Annotated in this window: 22 protein-coding genes; 11 read left to right on the forward strand and 11 right to left on the reverse strand. The window is 58.1% G+C overall.

Going from position 1 to position 23,464, the window contains the following annotated elements:
- Nucleotides 1-221 precede the first annotated feature (221 nt).
- Nucleotides 222-2,048 carry a BCCT family transporter gene (locus tag ACR0I0_RS10315; protein WP_480491296.1) on the reverse strand — a complete coding sequence of 609 codons (1,827 nt, stop codon included), beginning with the start codon at nucleotides 2,046-2,048 and terminating at the stop codon, nucleotides 222-224.
- A gap of 425 nt (nucleotides 2,049-2,473) precedes the next feature.
- A complete protein-coding gene (locus ACR0I0_RS10320) occupies nucleotides 2,474-3,418 on the reverse strand; it encodes a PDR/VanB family oxidoreductase (RefSeq protein WP_480491297.1) in 945 nt (314 codons plus the stop codon).
- A gap of 140 nt (nucleotides 3,419-3,558) precedes the next feature.
- Between ACR0I0_RS10320 and ACR0I0_RS10325 the strand changes: the two genes are divergently transcribed.
- From ACR0I0_RS10325 to ACR0I0_RS10340, 4 genes are all read left to right on the forward strand, one after another.
- Nucleotides 3,559-4,464, forward strand: coding sequence for a LysR substrate-binding domain-containing protein (locus ACR0I0_RS10325; RefSeq protein ID WP_209834007.1), 906 nt, complete (start codon nucleotides 3,559-3,561; stop codon nucleotides 4,462-4,464).
- Between the two features lie 103 nt (nucleotides 4,465-4,567).
- Nucleotides 4,568-5,725 (forward strand): aromatic ring-hydroxylating oxygenase subunit alpha, encoded by a 1,158-nt coding sequence (locus ACR0I0_RS10330; protein ID WP_480491299.1) that lies wholly within the window; start codon nucleotides 4,568-4,570, stop codon nucleotides 5,723-5,725.
- A 256-nt stretch (nucleotides 5,726-5,981) separates the two neighbouring features.
- Complete coding sequence (locus ACR0I0_RS10335; RefSeq protein ID WP_171119331.1) at nucleotides 5,982-6,221, forward strand: hypothetical protein; 240 nt, start codon at nucleotides 5,982-5,984, stop codon at nucleotides 6,219-6,221.
- Between the two features lie 45 nt (nucleotides 6,222-6,266).
- Entirely contained in the window at nucleotides 6,267-7,298 is a 1,032-nt protein-coding gene (locus tag ACR0I0_RS10340) for a GlxA family transcriptional regulator (RefSeq protein WP_480489003.1), read from the forward strand.
- Here the strand turns inward: ACR0I0_RS10340 and ACR0I0_RS10345 are convergent.
- The 9 genes from ACR0I0_RS10345 to ACR0I0_RS10385 all read right to left on the reverse strand — a co-directional run bounded on the left by ACR0I0_RS10345 (nucleotide 7,257) and on the right by ACR0I0_RS10385 (nucleotide 17,692).
- The gene (locus tag ACR0I0_RS10345; RefSeq protein WP_171723710.1) at nucleotides 7,257-7,820 is read right to left on the reverse strand and encodes a sarcosine oxidase subunit gamma; all 564 of its coding nucleotides are present in this window, start codon (nucleotides 7,818-7,820) and stop codon (nucleotides 7,257-7,259) included. The two genes, ACR0I0_RS10340 and ACR0I0_RS10345, sit on opposite strands and share 42 nt — an antisense overlap.
- The gene (locus tag ACR0I0_RS10350) at nucleotides 7,813-10,767 is read right to left on the reverse strand and encodes a sarcosine oxidase subunit alpha family protein (protein WP_480491301.1); all 2,955 of its coding nucleotides are present in this window, start codon (nucleotides 10,765-10,767) and stop codon (nucleotides 7,813-7,815) included. Before ACR0I0_RS10350 ends, ACR0I0_RS10345 begins: the two co-directional genes overlap by 8 nt.
- Nucleotides 10,764-11,051 carry a sarcosine oxidase subunit delta gene (locus tag ACR0I0_RS10355; RefSeq protein ID WP_152460339.1) on the reverse strand — a complete coding sequence of 96 codons (288 nt, stop codon included), beginning with the start codon at nucleotides 11,049-11,051 and terminating at the stop codon, nucleotides 10,764-10,766. The genes ACR0I0_RS10350 and ACR0I0_RS10355 overlap by 4 nt, the downstream gene beginning before the upstream one ends.
- Nucleotides 11,052-11,063: 12 nt before the next feature.
- A complete protein-coding gene (locus ACR0I0_RS10360) occupies nucleotides 11,064-12,314 on the reverse strand; it encodes a sarcosine oxidase subunit beta family protein (RefSeq protein WP_171723708.1) in 1,251 nt (416 codons plus the stop codon).
- A gap of 213 nt (nucleotides 12,315-12,527) precedes the next feature.
- Nucleotides 12,528-13,772, reverse strand: coding sequence for a molybdopterin molybdotransferase MoeA (locus ACR0I0_RS10365; RefSeq protein WP_480491303.1), 1,245 nt, complete (start codon nucleotides 13,770-13,772; stop codon nucleotides 12,528-12,530).
- Nucleotides 13,765-14,112, reverse strand: coding sequence for a hypothetical protein (locus ACR0I0_RS10370; protein ID WP_171723706.1), 348 nt, complete (start codon nucleotides 14,110-14,112; stop codon nucleotides 13,765-13,767). Before ACR0I0_RS10370 ends, ACR0I0_RS10365 begins: the two co-directional genes overlap by 8 nt.
- 326 nt (nucleotides 14,113-14,438) lie before the next feature.
- A complete protein-coding gene (locus ACR0I0_RS10375; RefSeq protein ID WP_480491305.1) occupies nucleotides 14,439-15,869 on the reverse strand; it encodes an NAD-dependent succinate-semialdehyde dehydrogenase in 1,431 nt (476 codons plus the stop codon).
- Nucleotides 15,870-15,950: 81 nt separating this feature from the next.
- Entirely contained in the window at nucleotides 15,951-16,916 is a 966-nt protein-coding gene (locus ACR0I0_RS10380) for a LysR substrate-binding domain-containing protein (protein WP_171635933.1), read from the reverse strand.
- A 2-nt stretch (nucleotides 16,917-16,918) separates the two neighbouring features.
- Nucleotides 16,919-17,692 (reverse strand): aspartate dehydrogenase, encoded by a 774-nt coding sequence (locus tag ACR0I0_RS10385; protein WP_480491307.1) that lies wholly within the window; start codon nucleotides 17,690-17,692, stop codon nucleotides 16,919-16,921.
- 146 nt (nucleotides 17,693-17,838) lie between these two features.
- On the opposite strand from ACR0I0_RS10385, the gene ACR0I0_RS10390 reads away from it, so the two are divergent.
- From ACR0I0_RS10390 to ACR0I0_RS10420, 7 genes are all read left to right on the forward strand, one after another.
- Nucleotides 17,839-18,792 carry a dihydrodipicolinate synthase family protein gene (locus ACR0I0_RS10390; RefSeq protein ID WP_480491308.1) on the forward strand — a complete coding sequence of 318 codons (954 nt, stop codon included), beginning with the start codon at nucleotides 17,839-17,841 and terminating at the stop codon, nucleotides 18,790-18,792.
- Between the two features lie 105 nt (nucleotides 18,793-18,897).
- Nucleotides 18,898-19,440, forward strand: coding sequence for a 3-hydroxyanthranilate 3,4-dioxygenase (locus ACR0I0_RS10395; protein ID WP_152460347.1), 543 nt, complete (start codon nucleotides 18,898-18,900; stop codon nucleotides 19,438-19,440).
- Between the two features lie 23 nt (nucleotides 19,441-19,463).
- On the forward strand, nucleotides 19,464-20,438 hold the full coding sequence (locus tag ACR0I0_RS10400; RefSeq protein WP_171169737.1) for a TRAP transporter substrate-binding protein: 975 nt from the start codon (nucleotides 19,464-19,466) through the stop codon (nucleotides 20,436-20,438).
- Between the two features lie 63 nt (nucleotides 20,439-20,501).
- Nucleotides 20,502-21,035 (forward strand): TRAP transporter small permease, encoded by a 534-nt coding sequence (locus ACR0I0_RS10405; protein ID WP_209834020.1) that lies wholly within the window; start codon nucleotides 20,502-20,504, stop codon nucleotides 21,033-21,035.
- Nucleotides 21,032-22,291 (forward strand): TRAP transporter large permease, encoded by a 1,260-nt coding sequence (locus ACR0I0_RS10410; protein WP_171364398.1) that lies wholly within the window; start codon nucleotides 21,032-21,034, stop codon nucleotides 22,289-22,291. Before ACR0I0_RS10405 ends, ACR0I0_RS10410 begins: the two co-directional genes overlap by 4 nt.
- A gap of 120 nt (nucleotides 22,292-22,411) precedes the next feature.
- Entirely contained in the window at nucleotides 22,412-22,960 is a 549-nt protein-coding gene (locus ACR0I0_RS10415) for a thioredoxin family protein (protein WP_171723701.1), read from the forward strand.
- 3 nt (nucleotides 22,961-22,963) lie between these two features.
- Nucleotides 22,964-23,341, forward strand: coding sequence for a VOC family protein (locus tag ACR0I0_RS10420; RefSeq protein ID WP_171635920.1), 378 nt, complete (start codon nucleotides 22,964-22,966; stop codon nucleotides 23,339-23,341).
- Nucleotides 23,342-23,464 lie beyond the last annotated feature (123 nt).

Genomic DNA, 23,464 nt, shown 5'->3' on the forward strand with positions numbered 1-23,464 from the left:
CCTCGCCGGTCCGGTGCGCAAACCGTCACCTCAGCAGCCAGAGGTGGCGGAAGTACGGGGTATTCGGCCGGTCGGTAGGGGGCAGACCTGGTTCGCCGTTCATTACGGCATTAGCCCCGGGGTGGTATTGGAGTTTTTCACGTCAAGGGCGACGCTTTACCGAAAAAGAACAGGCCGCCCAGTTAGGGCGGCCTGACCAGGTTTTTTCTTGTGCCTACGCCTTACTCGGCTGCCTGCGCGCTGTTGGCAGAGTGCTTGTCACGCTGACTGTCGCGGAACAGCGCCTTGGCCAGCGATACGCACATCAGGCCCATCACCATGGTGAACGGAAGCGCACCGATGATCATGGCATTGCGCAGCGCATCCATAGGGTTGTTTTCACCCGCCGCCAGGATCAGCGCGCCGATCACTGCCGTCAGGATCACACCCCAGATGATGCGGTGCTTGATACCGGTTTCCTGGCTACCACCCGACATGATGGTGTTCATCACCAGAATTCCCGAGTCCGCCGAGGTTACCAGGAAGGTCATGATCAGGATCACGCACATAACGTTCAGCATGGACAGCAGCCCACCATCGATCATGAAGGACAATGTCGTGAACAGCTTGTTGGTGTTCGATGCGCCGATGATCGCACCTTCTGCCGCGCCTGCCAGTTCCAGATCGATCGCTGTGCCGCCCAAAACGGTCATCCAGGCAAAGCACACCAGCGCAGGCGCGAACACGCAGCCCAAGATGAACTCGCGGACGGTCCGACCCTTGGAGATGCGCGCCAGGAAAAGCCCCACGAAGGGCGAGAATGCGATCCACCACGCCCAGTAGAAGGTGGTCCAGCCTGCCTGCCAGCCAAACTGACGACCTTGCTCACCCGCAGCGTAGGACGCGGCCAAGGTTGCTTCGTCCAACTCGGCCGCTGCACCTTCCAGACCGCTTTTGAAGCCGTCGAAGCTACCCCAGGCATTGGTCGCCCCACCCATCAGATCTGCGGCATGTGCTTGCGCCTCGGCCGGCAGAGCCGCTGCGAATGCTTCGGCCGACAGCGGGCCATAGGCATTGAAGCTGAGCGACAGGAAGTGCAGGATGTAGTCGATCATCGCAGTGCCATAAGTGGTCATGGCAAAGACAAACGAACCGAAGACCACGAAAGTGCCCAGCAGGATGATCGACAGCACCAGGTTCAGGTTGGACAGGTACTTGACACCCCGGCCGACACCGGAAACCGCCGAAATGATCGACAGGCCCATGATAACGACCAAGCCTGAAATCAGACCGACCTTGCTGGGGGTCGGCACCTCGCCGCCCAGATCCATGATCCACTGCATGCCGGTGATGGCATAAAGGCCGTCGATGAACTGGCTGACGCCATAGCCGATGGTTACGGACACGCCGAGGATCGTTGCGACAACGCCCAAAACGTCAACCACGTGGCCGAAAAAGCCGTTGACGAAACGGCCAAACAACGGTGTCAGCGCAGAGCGGATCGTCAGAGGCATGTCGCGTGTATAGGCGTAGTAGGCCAGGGACAGGCCGGTTACCACATAGATCGCCCAGGCGTGAAAGCCGTAGTGCAGGAAAGTGAAACGATAAGCCGATTGAACGGATTCAGGGTCATTTCCTGCAACTTCACCCGACAAAACCACAGGGTTAGACCCCCAAAGGCCCAGCGGTTCTGCTGTGGCGAAAACCATGAGCCCCACACCAAGACCGGCACCAAACATCATGGAGAACCATGAGAAGTTCGAAAACTCGGGCTTTTCCCCCGGCGTTCCCATGATCCTACGACCCGTGGACGGAATGATCGCAACAACGGCAAGGAAAAAGAAGAAAAAACCGACAATGACGATGTAGAAGCTGTTGAAGACTTCCAGCAACTGGCTGTTCAGGCTGCCCAATGTGCTGTTTGCATTCGCTGGGAAAACCAGGGCCCACAGCACCAGCCCGACCATGATGGCTTTGCTGATCAGGGCAATTGGGACGCTGTAGTTTTCATAGAATCCGGAATCAGCCGTTTCTATTTCAACGTCCGTGAAAGGTTCGGGTATCGACATATCGCACGTTCCTCCTCGAGTGTGTCGTTCTTTGTTCTTCTGAAAAAATGCTGGAAAACATCGCGTTGCACGACGTGGACAATCATGCACGATGCACGAACCGATGTTGAGTTGTGTTCAGCCCAAACTTGGGCTTGCAGTAACAACGCTTGCTCCCATTACGTCTCTTACTGCAAATTTCCTCCCGATTGCTCGCTGCCTGCTGTCATCACCGATCCCGGTGATAAGTCAGCGTGTGGTTGAATGTCGTCGCAGCATCTTAAGTGGTTATTGGGTTTCCAGTTTCGAAAAACCTATAGCAAGGGTGAGATGTTCTAACCTGAGAATCCGACACTTCGATCACATGAAGCGACCACCGAATTCACTCGATTGCGATGTTAGCGAGAACAATGCGACGACATGATTTGTTGTGACCACTACGTCCTTCACAGCTTCAGGACCAGTTTATCGGACTTGGCCCGCGAAACGCAGGTGCACAGGAATTCGTGGCTTTCCTGCTCTTGCGGTGTGAGTATTCCGTCGCGGTGATCGACCTGCCCTGACACTACGTCAACAATGCATGACCCGCACAACCCTTCAGAGCAGCCGAAATCGACCTGCACGCCGTTGTTTTGCAATACTCCGAGAATAGTTTCCTCTTTTCCGACCGGGTAGACCGCGCCGGTTGACTGAATTTCGATCTGAAATTCCGCGTTTGGATCGTGGTCGATGTCAGAAGCGGGTGCAAATCGTTCAAAATGGATTGCCCCGCCACGCAAGGATGCACCTGCTTCCAGAACAGCGTTCAGCATCGGTTCAGGTCCGCAGGTATACACATCCGCACCGACGGGCATCGATTGCATGACCGATGCCAGATCAAACCAGCCGTCTGTGTCATCGCAATGCAAATGATACCATTCATCCAGCCCAAGGGCCCTGAACTGCGCGTCCATCGCTGCAAATTCTCTTGACCTTACAAGGTAGTAGACCCGAAAATCCTGCCCGCGGTTCATCAATTCCCGCGCCATTGCAACCAGCGGAGTTGCCCCGATGCCGCCTGCGATCAACGTGACATGCCGATCGTGGTTTTCGAGTTTGAAGTGATTCCGCGGCCCGCCGATTTCGACCATCGCCCCTTCTTGAAGCGCGTGCATGGCCACCGAGCCGCCACGCCCTTCATCTTCGCGTTTGACGGCGACATTGATTACGCAGCCGTCCTGACTCCAGCTCCACAGTGAATACTGCCGCACCAGATCGTCGGCCAGATGGATATCGACATGTGCGCCGGGTTGAAGGCTTGTGAAGCGGCCGTTTTCGATTTCAAAGCAAAAATCGGACGTGTCCGGGCTTAGCCGTGTTTTGCGCACGAGGCGGGCAACTTGTGTATCCATCACACATCCTGTTCGTTCTCGGTCGACTTTGGTCCTGTACCCGATCGCAAACAGCAGGAAAAAACATAGATTTCAATTGCAAAATTTCTCACATTCGGATGAATGTAACTCACCTCTACCTTTTGAGCAACGCAGCAACCATGTCACGACGCCACTATAATCTTCCACCTCTCACGACCTTGTCGGCCTTCGAGGCCGCCGCGCGGCATCTCAGCTTCAAAGAAGCGGCCAGCGAACTGTCGGTTACGCCGGGCGCTGTCAGCCACCAGATAAAGGCGCTGGAAAGTGAACTGGGTTCGGCGCTGTTCGTCAGAAAGCACAGGGGCGTGGAACTGACCGAGGATGGCCAGGACCTGTTCGAGGTGCTCGGTTCGTCGTTCCGGCAGATATCGAAGGTGCTCGAAAAGATTCGCAGCGGCGATTCAGAAAATCCAGTGACGGTCGGGTCCACTACCGCTGTGGCGGCGTTGTGGCTTTCTCCGTCGGTCATCCGGTTCTGGCAGGACTACCCGCACGTGAAAGTGAACCAGATGGCACAGGACAAGCCATTCTCGGACAGGCCGGATATCGACTTTTTCATCCGCTACGGTCGTGACGTGAACTCGCAGCTGAACCATACTAAACTGTACCGCGATACTCTGACGCCGGTCTGTAGCCCCGAGATGGCCCTGGAACTGAAGGGGGCAAGCCTGGAAGACCTGGTCGAACGTCGCCTGATCCACCTTGAAACGCAGGACAACACCTGGACCACCTGGCCATCTTGGTTTCACGACCTCGGATATACCGGAGTTGTACCGGTACAGTCGCGCGTAAACAGCTATGCGCTGGCCTTGCAGTTGGCCCGCAAAGGGGCCGGGCTTGCATTGGGGTGGAAACGCTTGATCCAGCCCATGCTGGCATCAGGAAAACTTGTTGTGCTAGAAGAATTCAGCATCCCTGCCCCGAACAACTTTTACCTCGTCGGTCGCCCGGACGACCAGCTGACAGAAGGTGCCCTGGCGCTGAAAAACTGGTTGCTGGATGAATTGTCCGGCGGTTCGGTTTAGTCTGCCTCAATCGGCCATGAGGTTTTTTGATATTGAATGAAGCCGGCTCGACCGGCCAATGGGGGTAACGTTCAACACATTCCGAATTACTCAGGAGCAACCGATGAACAAGCATTCAGCGCTTTCGTCTGTTCTGACCCCGGTAAACACCGCCAAGGGCCTGCCGAACGAGCATTATATCGATCCCGATATCTTCGCCGAGGAACGGGAGGCGGTCCTGTTCGCGAACTGGTCGGGCATCGGTTTTGGCAAGGACATTCCCGAAGCGGGTGATGCCTTTCCGATCGACTTTCTCGGCGTGCCGCTTCTGATGGTGCGCGACCGTGACGGACAGATCGGCGTTTTCCAGAACACCTGCCGCCATCGCGGAATGATCTTGGTCGACAAGCCGCAGAAAATCCGCGGCGCGATCCGTTGCCCCTATCACAGCTGGTGTTACGGCCTGAATGGCGAGCTGCGCACGGCGCCGCATGTCGGAGGCCCCGGACAGAACACGCATGAAGATCTGGACTTTGCTGAACTGGGCCTGATCCGCATACGTTCCTTTGTCTGGCGCGATGTTGTCTTCGTGAATGTGGATGGCAACGCCCCGGAGTTCGAAGAGGTTCATGGCGAGCTGATGGAACGCTGGAAAGATTTTGAACAGCCCATGTATCATGGCGGTGCCGGCGCGTCTGTCCGGCTCGAGCTGAAGTCGAACTGGAAACTGGCGGTCGAGAATTTCTGCGAAAGCTATCACCTGCCCTGGGTTCACCCGGGTCTCAACAGCTATTCGCGCCTGGAAGACCACTACAACATCAATGAACTGGGCAAGTATTCGGGTCAGGGCACCTATGTCTATCGCCAGTTCGAAGGTCAGAACGGCGAAAAACTGGATGACTTCCAGAATCTGAGCGAAAAGTGGAACGAAGGGGCGGAATACATCGTCGTGTACCCGAACACCTTGCTGGGTGTTCAACGCGACCATGGATTTGCCTTCATCATCGATCCGATCACGCATGAACGGTCAAACGAAAGGATCGAGCTGTACTACGCCAAAAAACCGGAAGACGCACCCGAGCACGAAGCGTTGCGCGCAAAGAATGCGCAGCTTTGGAAAACCGTTTTCGAAGAGGATGTGTTCGTGGTCGAGGGCATGCAGAAAGGCCGTCACGGTGTCAAATTCGACGGCGGCCGTTTTTCGCCCGCGATGGATGGCCCAACGCATTGTTTCCACCACTGGGTGGCCACTCAGATCGAAAAAGCCCGTGCCGAGGCATAGGCGGCTTTCCGGCCGGATCATGGGCTGAGGGCGCCACGGAAGTATCCTGCGCGGTCATTTGCAATCAGGAACATCGCAGATGCAGGCGATGTTCCAAGATTGCGCAAAGACGCGTGCGGATGCGTGTGATGGGTTCATCAAGGGCCGGTCCGCATCGTTGACGGCGCTGGGAAATCAGGATTCAGGCGCAAAAAGGTAGAAAGCGTATGATTGCGTACAGGCCAACACACTTCGCGTTTCCGGTAAGAGGCTGACCTTGGATCTGCAAGAACTCGACAAGCACCTGTTGCAGGCTCACGCGGATAATGATGTGCCTGCGCTGATCCGGCTGTACCACGAGGCAGCCGACCGGGCCGAGCAAAACCAGGATCTCGACGCTGCTTGTTTTTACCTTACACATGCGTTTGTGTTCGCGCTGGAATACGGCGCGCCCGAAGCGGATGAGTTGAACCGAAAACTATACGAGCGCGGCCGCGCCCATCGTTTGGTGTTCTGACGAAATCGGTGTAGTTGGGGTATCGTGCTGGCAAAGAGACAAAGCATGACCCATTTTACCTTTCTGTGCCTCGAAGATTTCCCGCTTGCTGCCCTGTCCATGGCCATCGACCCGCTGCGCGTGGCCAATGAGATCAGCCGCAGCGATGGTCTTGGCTGGACTGTCGTTTCGGAAGATGGACAACAGATCATGTCCAGCTCACGCCTCAGCATCAACCCTGACAAGGCATTGTCCGACGTGGAGGAAACCGACGTCGTGCTGGTCTTTGCCGGGGCCTCAGCCCGGTTGAAGGATCGCAAGGCTTCGGGCGGAGCGCTGCGACGGCTTTTGTCCCGTGGCGCGCGGATCGGTTCGGTCAGCGGTTCACTTTTTGCGCTGGCGGAAGAAAAGTTCTTCGATGGTTACAGCTGTAGCGCGCATTTCTGCTATACCGCTGCTTTGAAGGAACAATTCGACAGGGTGAACCTGTGCGACACGCTCTATACGATAGATCGCAACCGAATGTCCTTTGCCGGGACTTCAGCGGTTTTTGAATTCATGCTGGGCGTGATTTCGGATGAGGTGTCCGATGCGGTTGCCGTCGAAACGGCCTGCTGGTTCCAATACGCGACTTTGCGTGATGCGGATACGTTGCAGGTTTTGCCGGGCTACAGCAAAAATCAGACCCGCAATGCCCTGCCGCGCCCGGTGCGGCGGGCCATCGAGTTGTTTGCAAACAACATCGAAAACAAGATCTCGATCGAGCAGGTTTCGAAACGCGTTGGCATGTCCATCCGGCAATTGGAGCGGCATTTCAAGAAGGAAACCGGGATCAGCCCCGGAGGGTACTATCGCAGACTGCGACTGGATGCGGCGCGGCAGAAGCTGCTTTACACCGATCAGCCTTTGCAGGAAATCGCGCTTTCGGTCGGGTATGACAGCGCCAGTTCGTTTTCAAGCAACTATCGGCGCGCATTCGGTCTGCCGCCAGCTCAGGAGCGCAAGGAACGAAGCCGCGGCGCCAGACACGCGGCTTTGTCCTTAGGGCACCGTCCTTCACAGGGCCCTGGCCACCTCAATCAGCATGTGGTGAACTGAAATCGCATAGCTGCGTGGCGCGTAGATCGAAAAATCCGTTCTCGCCTCATTGCAGCGCAGCAGGCACCCCACATGATGGATTGCGGTGCGGTTGAAGGCTCCGGCCTGCATCTGCTCGACATCCAGAACGGTCAGGCGTTGCAGCAAGACGGTGGCACCCTGCCCGGTCATGTCGATGCGTGTGAACGCGTCCGACTGATCGGTCACCGACGCCATGCCGACCAGCTCGGTTTCCATACGCCTGGCCAACTCCAACGGGCCTGCAAAAGCTTCTTCGCACAGGTACTGATCCGGGCCCAGCCAGTGCAGGCTGCTGGTTTCGCCCTTTTCCCACCGCCCCGCCTCAGGCACCGGGATTCCGCAAACGGTTTGAAGTTTGGTTTTGACGGTTTCCTCGTGTCCCAGCCTGGCTGAGACGGATGCCAGTGCCACATCCTCTCGTTCCTGAAAGGTCAGAGTTCCGACCACGTCCCGTTTGGGTTCACTGCCGCCAATGGCGGTCTTGGCAACAAAATCACGCACGGAGCCGTTCTCCTTCGGGGTCAACGAAATGCGCGCTGACAAGCGTCGCTTTGATGTTGGTGTCATCCACCGGGCTGACAATCTGCACGGTGTCGCCCAATCGCTGCGCCCCGCGTTTTACAAAGGCCAGTCCGATGCTGCTGGACAGGTGCGGCGAATAGGCAGCCGATGTGACATAGCCCAGATCGTTTTCCGGCAGGTGTGGCGCATCCTCGTCGAACACATGGCCTCCGGCCAGCACGGCATCGGCGTTGTTGACCGGCTGAATGCCGACCAAAGCCAGACCATCCGGATCGGTCAGAGCTTCGCGTGCGCTGAGCGTCGCACCGATACTGTCTTTCTGGGTTGAGAGAATGCGCCCCATGCCCAAATTGTGGGCGCTGGTGGTTCCGTTCAGTTCGTTTCCGGTGGCATGGCCCTTTTCAATCCGCAGAACGCCAAGCGCTTCGGTGCCATACGGCGTTACGCCAAAGGGCTCTCCAAGCGCCATCAGATGTCGGATCAGCGCGTCACCGTACCGGGTAGGAACAGCCAGCTCATAGGCCAACTCACCCGAGAACGAGATGCGGAACAGCCGCGCCGGGACCCCCCCGGCAATGGTCACCTCGCCACACGCCATAAAGGGAAAACCTTCGTTGCTGATGTCATGGCCGTCATCAACGACCCTTTGCAGCAACTCACGGGATTTCGGGCCCGCTATGGCATATTGTGCCCAGGCGTCGGTGGTCGAGATCATCTGCACATCCATGTCCGGAAACAGGCATTGATGCACGAACTCCATGTGGCGATAGACACCAACCGCGTTTGCGGTTGTGGTGGTGACCACAAAGTGATCTTCGGCCAAGCGGGCGGCAGTGCCGTCATCCATGGCTATGCCGTCTTCGCGCAGCATCAAGCCATAACGGGTTTTGCCCACCGGCAGTTTGGCAAAGCCGTTGCAATAGATCTTGTTGAGGAATTCCGCGGCATCCGCGCCCTGCACGTCGATTTTGCCCAGCGTGGTCACGTCGCAGACGCCGACACCGCTGCGTACGGCCAGAACTTCGCGATCCACGGATTCGCGCCAATGGGTCTCACCAGCCTTGGGGAACCATTGCGCGCGTAGCCATAGGCCCACCTCGACGAATACCGCGCCCTGTTCTTCGGCCCATTGATGGCTGGGCGTCAGTCGCGTGGGTTTGAATTCTTTTCCGACCGAGCGCCCGGCCCAGGCCCCCATCGCCACGGGCGTGTAGGGTGGCCGGAAGATGGTCGTGCCGGTTTCGGGAATGCTCTTGCCGGTGATCTCGGCCATCACGGCCAGCGCGCCGACGTTCGCGGTTTTGCCCTGATCGGTTGCCATGCCAAGGGTGGTATAGCGTTTCAGATGCTCGACACTGCGGAAGCCTTCTTGTTCGGCCAGTTTGACATCCTTGACGGTCACGTCATTCTGGAAATCCAGCCAGGCGCGGCCTTTGCCGGGCACATGCCACAACGGGGTGATGAGGATCTCATCATCCTCGGCTTTCGGCAGGTCGACCGGGCAGGCCCTGATCCCCAGCCCGTCAAGCGCCGCAAGTGCCGCCTTGGTGCCCGAGGCGATCGCCCCGTGGCTGGTCAGGTTGCCAGCGGCGGCACCGGCGACACTCATACCCTTGGGCAGTTCGGCAGGTGGGATGAAGGCTGCAAGCGGTTCGAACCATTGCGGGCGGCCGCGCTGATGGCATGTCAGTTGCACATTCGGATTCCACCCACCCGAAACGCCCAGACCGCTTACTTCGATGGGGCGGGTTTGACCATCGGCCATCTGCACGGTGATCGATTTCAGCCCCAAACGGCCCTGCGTATTCGTGACCTGCGCCCCGGCCAGCAATTCACATTCGGCAATGCGCGGTGCATCGTGGCGCGGGTCGATCACGGCAACAACATTGATCCCGGCTTTGATCAAATCCTGTGCGGCGCGGTGTCCTTCGTCATTGTTGGTGAAGGTCGCCACGCGCTGGCCCGGTGTCACGGCCCAGCGGTTTGCATAGGCCCGCATCGCGCCCGCCAGCATTATGCCCGGTCGGTCGTTGTTTTCGAAAGCAATCGGACGTTCGGCAGAGCCGGCACAAAGCACCGTGTGCTTCGCGTAGATGCGCCACAAAATCTGGCGTGGTTTCCCCGCCTCGGGCACCGCAAGGTGATCCGAGACCCGCTCAAGCGCGCCGTGAATGCCGTGATCATAGGCGCCGAACACGGTGGTGCGCGTCAGAAGGCGCACGTTGTCCATCGATGCCAGCTCTCCCAGTGTCTGCGCGACCCAATCGGCATTCGAAATGCCCTCGAACCGGTCACAGTCAGACAACAAACGCCCACCCATCCGGCTGTCTTCGTCGGCCAGAATGACCCGCGCGCCAGACCGCGCCGCCGTCAACGCCGCGATCAGGCCGGAGGGACCGGCGCCGATAACCAGGACATCGCAATGCAAATAGCCCTTGTCGTAGATATCCGGGTCGGCCTCCTGCGTCAGGCTGCCCAGACCGGCCGCCTTGCGGATCATCGGCTCATATAGCTTTTCCCAGAACGCCTTAGGCCACATGAAGGTCTTGTAATAGAAACCCGCCGTCAAAAAGGGCGAGAGCCGATCATTGATCGACAGCGCATCGAAGGCGAGCGAGGGCCAGCGGTTCTGCGATGTCGCCTCGAGCCCGTCGAACAGTTCGACCGTGGTCGCGCGTGTGTTGGGCTCCTGCCTGTTGCCTGTGCGCAGCTCGACCAGCGCGTTGGGCTCTTCCGAACCCGAGGCCAGCACACCGCGTGGACGGTGGTATTTGAACGAACGGCCAACCAGGCGCACGTCATTGGCCAGCAGCGCCGAGGCCAGCGTATCACCCTGATAGCCTTCGTAGGATTTGCCATCGAAGGTAAAACGCAGCTTTTTGGACCGGTCGATCAGACCGCCCTGCAAACGATTGTTCTGGGTCATTTTCCCCGTCCCGTCTTGCGGGCTACATCCCGCGCCAGTTCTGTAGCCAGAATTTCATGGGTCAGCGTGTCGCGTGTCACAACCAGCCACGAGCGGTCGCCCTGCTCGTGAAACCACAGCTCTCGGTGGGTTCCTGCCGGGTTGTCGCGCAGGTAGACATAGTCGTGAAACTCGGCGGCGGCCGTGTCGGATTGCCAGTCGGGCCGATTGATCAGACTCGCGTCGCCCAGATAGGTGAATTCGGACGCGTCACGCGGGCCAAGCAGTGGATGATTGATGATCATGTCCGGGCCTCCTCAGTGCAGGTTGGGCTGTGCGCCCACGCCTTTTTCGTCAATCATCTGCCCGGTTCTGAACCGGTCCAGACGATAGGCAGATGCAACGTCATGCGGTCGGTCGGTGGCCATCAGATGCGCGAAACAAAAACCAGATGCTGGCGTTGCCTTGAACCCGCCGTAGCACCAGCCACCATTGAAATAGAGCCCTTCAATTCCGGTGTGATCAATGAACGGCGAACCATCCATCGACATATCCATCACGCCGCCCCACATCCGCAGCAGGCGCGCGCGACCGATCATCGGCATCAGGGACATGCCACCTTCGGCCACGTCCTCGACCACAGGCAGGTTGCCGCGTTGTGCATAGGTGTTGTAGCCGTCGATATCGCCGCCAAAGACCAGACCGCCCTTGTCCGATTGGCTGACATAGAAATGTCCGGCGCCATACGTGATCACCCCGTCAAGCACCGGTTTCAGCCCTTCGGTCACAAAGGCCTGTAGCACGTGGCTTTCGATCGGCAGGCGCATCCCCGCCTGTGCCATCACGCGCCCGGAAGACCCGGCAACCGCCACGCCCACCTTCTTGGCGCCGATGTAACCCCTTGTGGTTTCAACGCCCAGCAGTTTTCCGTTTTCGATGCGGAACCCGGTGACTTCGCAATTCTGGATGATGTCGACCCCCCGTTGATCCGCGGCACGGGCATAGCCCCAAGCGACACCGTCATGACGCGCCGTACCACCGCGGCGATGCAACAGACCGCCCTTGATCGGAAAGCGCGCATCGTCAAAGTTCAGGAACGGATACATCGCGCGAACGCCCTCTGCATCCAGCAGTTCGGCCCCAGAGCCGGTGAACATCATCGCGTTGCCACGACGACGATACGCGTCACGCTGCGCGTCCGTATGACAGAGGTTCAGAATACCGCGCTGACTGACCATCGCATTGTAGTTCAGGTCCTGTTCAAGATTTTCCCACAGTTTCAGCGACAGCTCATAGAATGGCTGGTTGCCATCCAACAGGTAATTGGCGCGAATGATCGTTGTATTGCGCCCGACGTTGCCGCCACCGATCCAGCCTTTTTCCAAAACGGCAACCTTGGCGGCGTTGTGTTCCTTGGCCAGATAATATGCCGTCGCAAGGCCATGGCCGCCGCCGCCAATCACGATGAAATCATAGCTTGATTGAGGCTCGGGATCACGCCAAGCCGGTGTCCAGCCCCGGTGCCCGTTCAAAACCTGCCGCATAATCGCGAGTGCCGAATACCGCATGAATTTGTGTCCTTAACCCTCAGTGCGCCGAAGCATCATGTGCCGCCGGGAAAGCCCCAGTCACGACGTAATCCGTCACGGAGTTTATCGGTTGCGACAATTTTCAGACCGGTATTGGGATTGATTGGCGCGCGACCGGGCAATTTTCCGGGTGCCCACCATGACCGCAGCGTTGAGGTTGCAGGATAAAAAGCAACGCACCTGGTGCGAAGATCAGAACCTCAACAATTCAATCGAATGCCCGGCGGGCAGGTCTTCGATCTCGGCCGGTATGATCGCCAACCCGTCTGCCTGCGCCAGCAAGGCAACACGGCCACTGTAGGAGGGCGCCATCAGACGCACATTGGGAAGGCCACGCGGCGAGGTACCGTCAATCTGGACCGGGCGATATTCCTGCCGACCCGCGCGACGCTGCACCGGTTCGGCCAACACGGCCTGAACAGGTACCTGAGGTCTGTGGCACAAGCCTGCGCGCCGCGCCATCATCTGCGACCCGATTATCTGCCATGTCACATAGGCTGACACCGGGTTGCCGGGCAGGCCAACGTAAAGAGCACGCCCGCGCCGCCCGAACATGACCGGTTTACCGGGCTTCATCGCCACTTTCATGACATCGGTTTCGCCGCCAATCGCGCTGAACAGCCGGGGCATGTGATCTTCATCCCCGACGGACACGCCCCCGGTCGTGACGATGAGATCCGAGGCAACGCATGCCTCGCGCAGAACCTGTTCCAGACGGGTCGGGTCATCCACGACCGGTCCCCGGTCGATCAGTTCGATCCAGGGTTTTTGCAACAGCGCCAGCAGCATATAACGGTTCGAGTTGTAGATTTGGCCGGGGTCGAGGGGTTCGCCCGGTTGACGCAGTTCGCTGCCTGTCGAAAAGATCGTGACCTTCAGTTTTCGAAACACCAGGACCTCACCATACCCGGCGGATGCCAGGGCGGCCATCTCGCGCGGTCCAATTTCACAGCCGCGTCGCAGGATCGGACCCCCGGCACAAAGATCTTCCCCTGAGCGTCGGATATGCTGGCCGGGTTTCGGGCGGCGGCTGAATCGAATCCTGTCGATCAAAAGATCGCAATCTTCCTGCATCAGCACGGCATCGAATTCAGGTGGCACCGGAGCGCCCGTGAAAATGCGTAAAGCGCTGCCTTCGGGTGCATCATGGTCGCCGCAGTCACCCGCAGCCACGCGCCCGGCGATGGGCAGCTCGAACACCGGCCCGTCACCCAGATCACCGGTGCGGATGGCATAGCCATCCATGGCCGAGTTGTCGAAGGCAGGCATATCAACCTTGCTGGCGCAATCCTCGGCCAGAACCCGGCCTATAGCCTGTTCCAGCGGCAAAATCTCGGTTTCGGCAACAGGATCGGCGACGGAAAGACCGCGTTCAAGGGCGTCCTCGACAGTCAGATACATGTCGGCGTGGCGGTCACAGGCACATCCATCAGCCATTTTGAATCTCCGAAAATATTAAGCGTCCTGCAAATCCCGGCTGTTCGTCCGGATCCAGATTGGGCAGGCCGTCGTTGAATTTTTCCAAGTCCGAGCTGGGATCAGCAACGACCGGCAGCGTACCCACGTTATGCCGACCATGTGCGGCGCGACCTGTGCCGTCATCGCCTTCTTTCACGGACGACAAATCCTGCTCGGGTTGGCCGCAAAGCTCAGACACGCGCGCGCAGTCAGAGTTCATGCCAAAGGTGGACGTTACGGTGGGCAGCCCAGCCATTCTCTCGAAGCCCTCGGTATCCTTGGCAGGGATTGGTGCAGATAGCGTCAGCCAAGTGTTCATCCGTCCCTCCGGAGCTCAGGCCACCCGGCGGGAAACCCCCCGCAGGTCAGCCAAAACGCTGATCATCACCGGCAAAAGGACGCGATGGTTTTGTCGCACGGTCCGGCCAGAAATTCCCGGCCAATGGACAGCAAGGCGGGTTTACTGTCATTGACATAGGTCATGATCCGCGTTCGGGCGTCCCATCAGAAAGGGCACATTGTCGCGTCTTTCGGTTCCGCAAGTAATGAAATCACAATCGCAGCGCTGGCCCTTTGGTCGATTTCGAAAGGAAAAAGGCTGGCTTGGTCGCGAAAAGTCGACAAGAGCAGGTGTCGGGATCTTTTTCAGCAGATCCTGGCCGAATGCCAGACGTTCTTGACCGTCATGTAATTCTCAAGGCCTTCGGTTCCGCCTTCCCGACCATAGCCACTGGATTTCACGCCCCCAAAGGGCGTTTCCGGCATGGATGCTTCAAGTGTGTTGATCGAGAGATTGCCGACCTCGACCTCGTCGATCAGACGGTCGATGTAATCCGCCCGATTGGTGAAAGCGTACCCCGCCAGCCCGTAGGGAACTGAATTCGCCAGAGCGATCGCCTCATCCAGCGAAGCCACCGGGTTGATCACCGCAACCGGTCCAAACGGCTCTTCGCGCATGATCCGAGCCGCTTTAGGAACGTTCAATAACACCGTGGGTTCAAAGAAATATCCCCGCTCACCCAGCCGCGATCCACCTGTGGCAAGCGTTGCCCCCTGCGCCACTGCGTCTTCAACCAGCTCTGACAAGGCTGGCACGCGCCGGTCGTTGGCCGTTGGGCCCATTTCAACGGTTGCGTCAAGCCCATTGCCGACAACTGTGGCCTCGGCCCTCGCAACAAATCCGGCCGCATAGGCGTCAAAAATACTGTCATGCGCGAAGAAACGGGTTGGGGATGTGCAGACCTGACCGGCATTGCGCATTTTGCGGACCGCGCCTGAAACGGCCGCCGATTGCACATCCGTATCTTCGCAAACGATGACCGGCGCGTGGCCACCCAACTCCATAAGCACTCGGGTGTCGTGCCGGGCCGCCAAAGTGGTTAAATGACGCCCGACGGTTGTCGATCCGGTGAAGGCCACCAAGCGAACGGGGTCCTGCGGGATCAGATGACCGGATATCTCGGATGGTTCACCGGACACCAAATTCAGAACCCCTGCCGGCAGACCGGCATCTTCGAACGCTTTTGCTATGTGCAAAGCGCCGGCAGGCGTTTCTTCTGCCGCTTTCAGGATCACTGAACAGCCCGAGGCCAAAGCACCCGCGATTTTCCGGGCAGGTTGGCTCATGGGGAAGTTCCACGGCGAAAATGCCGCGACAACGCCGACAGGCTGGTGATGAACTGCAAATTTGTGACCCTGCGCCGCCGGAATGATCCTGCCATAGGTCCGCATCGCCTCGCCCGCATCCCATTCAAAGAACTCGGCGCCTCGAATGACCTCCAGCCGGGCCTGCTTCAAAGGCTTGCCATGCTCCAGAGTAATGGAATGCGCGATTTCTTCCTGCCGCTGACGCATGAGGGCTGCCGCCCGCAGGATCGTATCCGCGCGTTCCCGCGGCGATGTGCGGCGCCACAGTCGAAAGCCTTCGACGGCCGCTTGCAGCGCGTCGTCCAGGTCTTTCGCCGATGCGCAAGGCAACCGACCGAGTTCTTCCTCGGTTGCCGGGTTGACAACCGGGATATCGCGCCCGGTTTTTCGCCACGTGCCGCCAATGAACAGCCTGAGCTCTGGATACATGAAACTGGCGCCTCCATTTGCCTTGATTTTTGATCGCGCGATGCCTCGCATGAGTTCAAGCGCATTGCGCGAATACGGATATCAAATTGGCGGATATCTGGTCTGTCTGCTCTGCGCCGCCCGATGCAGGGCCGTTTTGAAAGCGCGCCCAGCGGGCGACAGATCGTCGTCGGCGCGGAAAGACACTCCAATTGGTCCCTGCCCGAACGGAACCTCCCAGGTGAGCTGGGCAAGATGGTTGTTTTCGATATCCTGGACGACGACTTCGGCTGGCATAAGGCCGATCAGGTCGCGGGATTGCAGCAGCGCCCGGTTCGTCAGGTAGGACACGGATTCAATGGCGACCGGTGGCACGTATTGCTGCTGGCCGACGAAAAAATGATCCGCCTGACGTCGCAACGTGGTCTCTTGCGGGGGAAGAATCCAGCCAAACGGCTTGGTTTGCGCAAAGGTCACGGCGTCCCGCTCAGCAAGCGGGTGTTGAGGACCGACAATGGCCAATATCCGATCCTCGAACAGTTTTTCCTGTCGAATCTTGTCGCGATGCCGGTGCGACGGCAGGCGTCCTACAACCATGTCGATCTCACCCGACAGCAGCCGGGGCATGAGCACCTCGTTTGTCCCTTCGCTGATCTTGACCGCAACGTTCGGGCGGTCTTCCAGCAGCAGTTCAATGGCGGCAGGTAGCAGGCTGGTTGACGCCGCAAGCAGTGTTCCCACCACGACACGGCCGGAATTTCCTTCGTTCAGGTCGTCCAGTTCCTGCGCGGCATTGGAAACCTGAGCAAATATCAGTTTCCCGTGACGTATGAGAGTTTCGCCAAAAACCGTTGGCACAACGCCTCGGTTGGTGCGCGTGAACAGCTTGACTTCGAAATCCAGTTCAAGATCCTGAATCATCTTGGTTGCCGCTGGCTGAGATATTCCCAGCTCACGCGCAGCATTCTGAATGTTTCCATGCGCGCCAACTGCAACCAGCAGACGCAGCTGCCGCAGCTTCAGGCGGGTCAAGGCGCGGTCAACGATGCGAGAGTGACGCCCAACCATGGCTACAGCACAATCGGCTTGCAAAGCTGATCCAGCTTGGACAGCACACTCATGGCCGCAAGCGCCGAGCTTCGCGGGTTGTCGGGCAGCGCGGTACCGCTGATCCGGAACTGAAACGTGCCGAAATCGCCTTCGGCCTCGACCTCGTGAATGTTCTTGTGGATCGTCGGATCGGCGATCAGACGAACCTGTGTGTTATCGAACCCCACGCCCGCCAAGGCGACGGCGGCGGCGACATTTGCGTTCTTTGGGTAAGCCAGCGCCGCCTCTCTTGCGGAACCTTGAAAATGGGTTTCAGCCGCGGTGATATTGCCGAGGTCAAGACTGTGTTCGGCAAGGGATCCCTTCCACCCCGCCGGCGGCTTGCGCCCCACATATGTGACGGATTTGAGCGGCCCGACCGCTGCGGCGCTGAGACAGTCCAGCCCACCTATGGCACCGCTTGCCAGATGCAGCCGCGTCCCGCCCTTTCGCGCGGCCCTGTCCAGCCGATCACTGACCTGCTGATCCGCAAGTGCGCCGGCAGAGACACTGATGATATCCAGCCCTCGTGCCAGAATGTCCGGACCCAAACCGGCCAGTGCCTCGTGCCCCGCGCAATCCAGAACAATTTTGATTCCAGCCGGCAGGTCATCAACCGAACAAATTGACTTGGGCGATTTTGGATCAACGCGGTGTGGTCTGACCAGAATGGCTACCAACTCATGCCCATGTTCTGGCAACATGCGCTGCACAAACTGCGCGATTGCGCCGGTTCCGATGACTGCGATCTTCATGTCTGGACCCTAGACCAGCATTGAAAAAATCTGAATTGGTAAGTTTGTGGTATATTTTTTTCAGATATCCATTTCCCTGAAATGGCACTGGACCGACCCGCCTGGTGTGTTTTGTTCCTGTTGAAGCCACGGGGACCACGTTGGAAATGAAATACTCAAAACACGACGCGAAGGCCTATGCCCGCGAACATATGACTGGGATATGGGCAGCGGCACTGAACCCGTTCAATGATGACCTGTCTCTGGATGAATCGGGACTGCGCGCCAACATCCGCCATTGGATCGACGATCTGGACATCCAGGGCCTTTTCGTCGCCGGCAAACAGGGCGAGTTCTTTTCGATGAGCATCGAAGAGCGCAAGCGCAACTTCGAAATTGCCGTTGACGAATGCGCAGGCAAAGCCGGTGTCATCGTCTCGGTCTCGGACCAGAACATGAATACGGCCTTGGACCTGGCGCATCACGCACAGAATTGCGGCGCGGATTACATCGTTCTGCACGCGCCGGTTCTGAGCTTTGTGCAGGATCGCGGAGAGGTTTTGTACCAGTACTACAAGCGTTTTTGTGACGAACTGGATATCGGCATCGCCATGTGGAGCCATCCAGACAGTGGCTATTTGATGCAGCCCGAAGAATGCGCCCGCATTGCGGACTTACCCAATATCGTTGCGATAAAATACTCGGTCCCGCGTGAGATGTACGTGAAGCTGACCCACATGGTGGGCGACAGGATCCATGTCTCGACCTCGGCCGAACATGAATGGCTGAACAACATATTGGAACTGGACTGGAAGTTGTATCTCTGCTCGTCCCCGCCCTATCAGCTGCAAAGCAAGGTTGATCAGCGGATGAACGAATACACGCGTCTGGCCTTTGCGGGAAAGGCCGATGAAGCGCGGCGTGTCTTTGACAGTCTGAACCCGGTCCGCGACGCGATGAAACGCGCGCGCCCTGCGGGCAAACCCACTGCATTCGGAAAGTACTGGCAAGAGTTGCTGGGTCAGGTCGGTGGCCGTGTACGCCCGCCGATGCTGGAACTGACCGAAGCGGAAAAAGCGATCATTCGCAAAGCGTTCGACGAATGCGGGCTGCGCGTCTGAGCTGGGTGAGGCCGGGCAGTATAAGGAAATCGGATAGCGAGATGCTGATAATTTCTTTGCGGTCATGCAAAAACGCGCCAAACTTTCAGGGATAGGGAGTGGGACATGTCAAAACTGAAAGCGTTCAACTTTAAGGCCTGGATCGACGAGCATCGCCATCTGCTCAAACCGCCCGTAGGGAACCGTCAGGTTTGGGAAGACGCCGATCTGATGGTCACCGTTGTGGGTGGCCCGAACAAGCGAACCGATTACCACGATGACCCGGTGGAAGAATTCTTCTACCAGCTTGAAGGCGACATGGTGCTGAAAATCTATGACGGAGAGGAGTTCTATGATGTTCCGATCCGTGAGGGCGAGGTTTTTCTGCTGCCTCCGCATGTACGCCATTCGCCACAGCGCCCTCAGGAAGGCTCGATCGGGCTTGTGATTGAACCCAAGCGCCAGACCGGAGAGCTGGACGCCATCGAATGGTATTGCTTTGAATGCGGATCACTGGTGCATCGAGCGGAAATGCAGCTAAAGTCCATCGTTGATGACCTGCCTCCGGTTTATCAGAAGTTCTATGCCTCGGAACAAGACCGCACCTGCCCCAATTGTCAGGCTGTGCACCCGGGAAAGGAACCGCCCGAGGGCTGGGTCACGTTGTAAAACAAGATCAAACAGGGGAAGTAATGAGACATTTCGCAAAAATCGCCGCCTCTGCGGCTGCGTTGGCACTGGCGTCTGTTGCCGCTCACGCCGAAGAGTTTCGGTTAGGTCTGATCACGCCGCCACCGCATATCTGGACCAAAGCCGCCGAAGCGTTTGGGGCCGAGTTGAATGAGGCCAGTGGTGGCGCGCATTCGGTATCGGTCTTCCCGGCCCGCCAGTTGGGGAACGAGGCAGAAATGCTGCAACAATTGCAGACCGGCGCGTTGGACATGGCTTTCATGACGGTGGCCGAGGTTTCCAACCGCGCGCCCGAGTTGGGGGCGTTCTATGCGCCCTATCTGGCAGATGACATTGGGCACGCGGGGCGCATCCTGCGATCCGATACGGCCAAGTCCATGCTGGAACCCTTGCCGGGGCAGGTTGGTGTCGTTGGACTGGGATATGGGATGGCAGGATTGCGCCAGATCGTCAGCCGGGGCGAGGTTTCCTCCGCCGAAGATCTATCAGGCCTGAAACTGCGTATCACGCCCTTCACACCGATTCTGGATTTCTACAACGCGGTGGGGGCAGCACCCACGCCCATGCCCTTGCCTGCCGTCTATGATGCGCTGGCCAATGGTCAGGTTGACGCCATCGACATGGATGCCGAGCTGATCTGGGTTCTGAAATATTATGAACACGCCGACACGATCGTGCAGTCGGATCACATGATGTTCCCGATGGTCGGGCTGGTATCGGCCAAGGTCTGGGCTGGTTTGTCCGAAGAAGACCGCGCGATGATCGCGGAACTCATGGCCAAACATGTGGACAGCACCATTGATGCCTACGTCGAAAACGATGCCAAATGGCTGGAGCAGATCGAGGGCACTGGCAAAGCCTACAAAAAGGTCGATGCCTCGTTCTTTGGCGACGCGATCGAAGAGTGGAACGGGATCTGGTCCCAGAAGACCTCTTCCCTTGACGCTTTGCGGCAGACTGCGGCAGAAACAAAATAACGAAAACGGCATGACGAAAGGGGCGCAGCTCGATCCTGCGCCCTTTTTCACGGGAGAACAGCGATGTTGTATCGGCTGTCGGCAGGCTTGGCGCGGGTCGAGTTGTGGTGCGCTGCCTTTCTGGCAGTCTGCATTACGGTTCTGATCTTGTTGAATGTCGTAACGCGAACGGCGGGCAACGCCCTGTTCTGGGTTGATGAGCTGGCGATCTACGCGATGGTCTGGATGACCTTTCTGGGCGCGTCTTCCGCATTGCACCATCGCAGTTCTGTGTCGATCTCCATCGTTTCCGACAACGTGCCCGAACGCGCGAAACCATTGATCCGCAAGGGTGTGGACGTGGTCGTGTTTGCTTTTTCCCTTGCGATGCTGTGGTTCTGCTGGCGCTGGTTCCTTCCGCTGGACATCGCCAGCAGCGGATTTGACGTGGCGGCGTTTCAAGGTCAGACATTCAATTTCATCTACGCCGAGCCAACGCTGACCTTGGGCCTGCCAAAGTACCTGTTCTGGTTGGTGATGTGGCTTTTCGCAGTGGGCGCGACGCTGCATTCCACCATGCATCTGCTGAGCGCCCCGGGCAAAGGGGCACAGCCATGAGCCCCATCGTCTTTCTGGCCACTTTACTACTGTCCGTGCCCGTGGCGATCGTGCTGGCAATCACGGCCATCTGGTACATCTGGGAAAGCGGCAACACGGTTCTTTATGACAGCTTCGCGCAGAAAATGTTCGGCGGTCTCGAGAATTACGGCCTGCTGGCAATTCCTCTGTTCATGTTGACCGGAGAATTGATGAACGAAGGCGGCATGACCCGGCGCCTTGTCGCGCTGGCCCGGGTGTTTGTCGGCGGGTTTCGCGGCGGGCTGGCCTATATCAACTTGCTGGCAAACATGTTCATGGCGGCCATCATCGGGTCTGCGACGGCGCAGATCGCGGTGATGTCGCGCGCCATGGTCCCCGCGATGGAGGAGGAGGGCTATGACAAGGGTTTCGCCGCTGCCACGACGGCCGCGGGCGGGCTGCTGGCTCCGGTCATCCCGCCGTCGATGATGTTTGTCATCTTCGGTGTTCTGGCTCAGATCCCGATTGGTGACATGTTCATTGCAGGAATCCTGCCCGGTTTGATCCTTGCCGGGGCGTTTGCATCGGTCATCACCCTGATCGGGTGGTGGCAGAGCTTTCCGAAAGGGCATTGGATGACGCGTGCCGAAGCCGTCCAGGCCTTGATCAGCGCGGCCCCTGCCCTGCTGATTCCGATGTCGATCATAGGCGGCATTCTGTTCGGGATCGCCACACCGACCGAATCCGCTGCAATCGCGTCCCTGATCGCGTTTTTGGTGGGCTGGTTGGTTTACGGGGACCTGAAGCCGAGCAACCTGGCACAGATGTTCAAACGCACGGCGGCCAATGCGTCGATGATCCTGTTCATGATCGCGGCCGCCAGCGTGTTCGGCTGGGTCATCATCTATGAGGAAATACCGCAGCAACTGGCTGGGTTAATCACCTCGGTCACCTCGGACCCGTTCGTGTTCCTGCTGATCGTTAACCTTGCGCTTTTGCTGGTTGGAATGGTGATCGATGGCATCGCCGCGATCATCCTGATCACTCCGATCCTGCTGCCGATTGCAACCGGTTCATACGATATCAGCCCCTATCAGTTCGGCATTGTTGCCTGCCTGAACCTTGTGCTTGGGCTGCTGACGCCCCCGGTCGGGATCGGATTGTACATCGCCTCGTCCATGAGCGGCACATCGCCCGGTTCAATCCTGAAATCGCTTTGGCCTTTCCTGATCGCAGTAACTTTGGTGTTGCTTCTGCTAAGCTATTACCCAAGCCTGTCAACGCTGCTGATCTGAACCAGATACGTTTGCAGGCGCATTCCGTCGCAAACATGGTGCCGGAAATCACGCTCTACTTGTTTGCGCCCGTAAGCTAAGCTGGCCTGAACATGCCAACTGGTCACAAAAAGGACAATCATGCTGCTCGACACTCCGATCTGCGATTTCGGTTGGGAAGCCCCGGACTTCACGCTCAAGGACCCGAACGGTCAGGCCTTCAAGATGTCCGATCACCTGCAAAACGGGTTGCTGATCGCCTTCATCTGCAATCATTGCCCCTATGTCAAAACGATCACGGACCGGCTTGCCCAGGACACGGACCTGCTGATGTCCAAGGGGATCGGCGTGTTGGCGGTCATGTCGAACGACTATCGCGATTACGCCGAAGATTCGCCGCCAAACATGTTGGAATTCGCACGGCAGAACGGCTTCAACTTTCCATATCTCGTGGACGAGGATCAATCCGTAGGAAAGGCTTATGGTGCTGTTTGCACTCCGGATTTCTTCGGATTGAATGCGGATGGAAAGTTGCAGTACCGGGGCCGTCTGGACAATCTGGGCCGCGGCCAGACGGGCAAGCGCGAACCAGAACTGGTCAATGCGATGCTGCAAATTGCCGAGACCGGGCAAGGCCCCCAGGACCAGATTCCATCAATGGGATGTTCGATCAAATGGACCCGAGGCTAGGCCATGGAGATCACGTCACTGGATCATGTTAACCTTCGCACCACGCGTTTGGACGAGATGATCGATTGGTACTGCAACTTGCTGGGGATGCGGGTCGGGCCACGCCCGCCCTTCCCTTTTCCCGGAGCCTGGCTTTATGTCGAAGAAAACGCTTTCGTGCATCTGGTCGGTGTCGAGGCCGAGGCCACGGGTTCGGACGCAGACCTAAAGCTTGAGCATTTCGCTTTTTCGGCGACAGGGTTGGATCGGTTCGAAGCGCATCTTAAAACAAATGGCGTCTCCTATCGCCGTGTAGAACTGACGGCGATCGACACCGTTCAGTTGAACGTCTGGGATCCGGACGGCAATCACATTCACATCGATTTTCGGACCGACGAATAGAGATGGCAGGCTCCGATACAGTTTCGTGCAATGAAATTTCCTCACCCTTAAATTGAACACTTGACCGGAATTCGCGGGTCGTCCTTGATAGAACTGTGTTTTCCCGGACTATGCCCGGGGCTG

It is taken from the genome of Ruegeria sp. AG6 (genome assembly GCF_056541565.1).

Bases quoted from the DNA above. Each gene is read 5' to 3' on its own strand.
- ACR0I0_RS10315 (WP_480491296.1), bottom strand. From the start codon at position 2,048: ATGTCGATACCCGAACCTTTCACGGACGTTGAAATAGAAACGGCTGAT.
- ACR0I0_RS10320 (WP_480491297.1), bottom strand. From the start codon at position 3,418: ATGGATACACAAGTTGCCCGCCTCGTGCGCAAAACACGGCTAAGCCCG.
- ACR0I0_RS10325 (WP_209834007.1), top strand. From the start codon at position 3,559: ATGTCACGACGCCACTATAATCTTCCACCTCTCACGACCTTGTCGGCC.
- ACR0I0_RS10330 (WP_480491299.1), top strand. From the start codon at position 4,568: ATGAACAAGCATTCAGCGCTTTCGTCTGTTCTGACCCCGGTAAACACC.
- ACR0I0_RS10340 (WP_480489003.1), top strand. From the start codon at position 6,267: ATGACCCATTTTACCTTTCTGTGCCTCGAAGATTTCCCGCTTGCTGCC.
- ACR0I0_RS10350 (WP_480491301.1), bottom strand. From the start codon at position 10,767: ATGACCCAGAACAATCGTTTGCAGGGCGGTCTGATCGACCGGTCCAAA.
- ACR0I0_RS10355 (WP_152460339.1), bottom strand. From the start codon at position 11,051: ATGATCATCAATCATCCACTGCTTGGCCCGCGTGACGCGTCCGAATTC.
- ACR0I0_RS10360 (WP_171723708.1), bottom strand. From the start codon at position 12,314: ATGCGGTATTCGGCACTCGCGATTATGCGGCAGGTTTTGAACGGGCAC.
- ACR0I0_RS10365 (WP_480491303.1), bottom strand. From the start codon at position 13,772: ATGGCTGATGGATGTGCCTGTGACCGCCACGCCGACATGTATCTGACT.
- ACR0I0_RS10370 (WP_171723706.1), bottom strand. From the start codon at position 14,112: ATGAACACTTGGCTGACGCTATCTGCACCAATCCCTGCCAAGGATACC.
- ACR0I0_RS10375 (WP_480491305.1), bottom strand. From the start codon at position 15,869: ATGTATCCAGAGCTCAGGCTGTTCATTGGCGGCACGTGGCGAAAAACC.
- ACR0I0_RS10380 (WP_171635933.1), bottom strand. From the start codon at position 16,916: ATGGTTGGGCGTCACTCTCGCATCGTTGACCGCGCCTTGACCCGCCTG.
- ACR0I0_RS10385 (WP_480491307.1), bottom strand. From the start codon at position 17,692: ATGAAGATCGCAGTCATCGGAACCGGCGCAATCGCGCAGTTTGTGCAG.
- ACR0I0_RS10390 (WP_480491308.1), top strand. From the start codon at position 17,839: ATGAAATACTCAAAACACGACGCGAAGGCCTATGCCCGCGAACATATG.
- ACR0I0_RS10395 (WP_152460347.1), top strand. From the start codon at position 18,898: ATGTCAAAACTGAAAGCGTTCAACTTTAAGGCCTGGATCGACGAGCAT.
- ACR0I0_RS10400 (WP_171169737.1), top strand. From the start codon at position 19,464: ATGAGACATTTCGCAAAAATCGCCGCCTCTGCGGCTGCGTTGGCACTG.
- ACR0I0_RS10405 (WP_209834020.1), top strand. From the start codon at position 20,502: ATGTTGTATCGGCTGTCGGCAGGCTTGGCGCGGGTCGAGTTGTGGTGC.
- ACR0I0_RS10410 (WP_171364398.1), top strand. From the start codon at position 21,032: ATGAGCCCCATCGTCTTTCTGGCCACTTTACTACTGTCCGTGCCCGTG.
- ACR0I0_RS10415 (WP_171723701.1), top strand. From the start codon at position 22,412: ATGCTGCTCGACACTCCGATCTGCGATTTCGGTTGGGAAGCCCCGGAC.
- ACR0I0_RS10420 (WP_171635920.1), top strand. From the start codon at position 22,964: ATGGAGATCACGTCACTGGATCATGTTAACCTTCGCACCACGCGTTTG.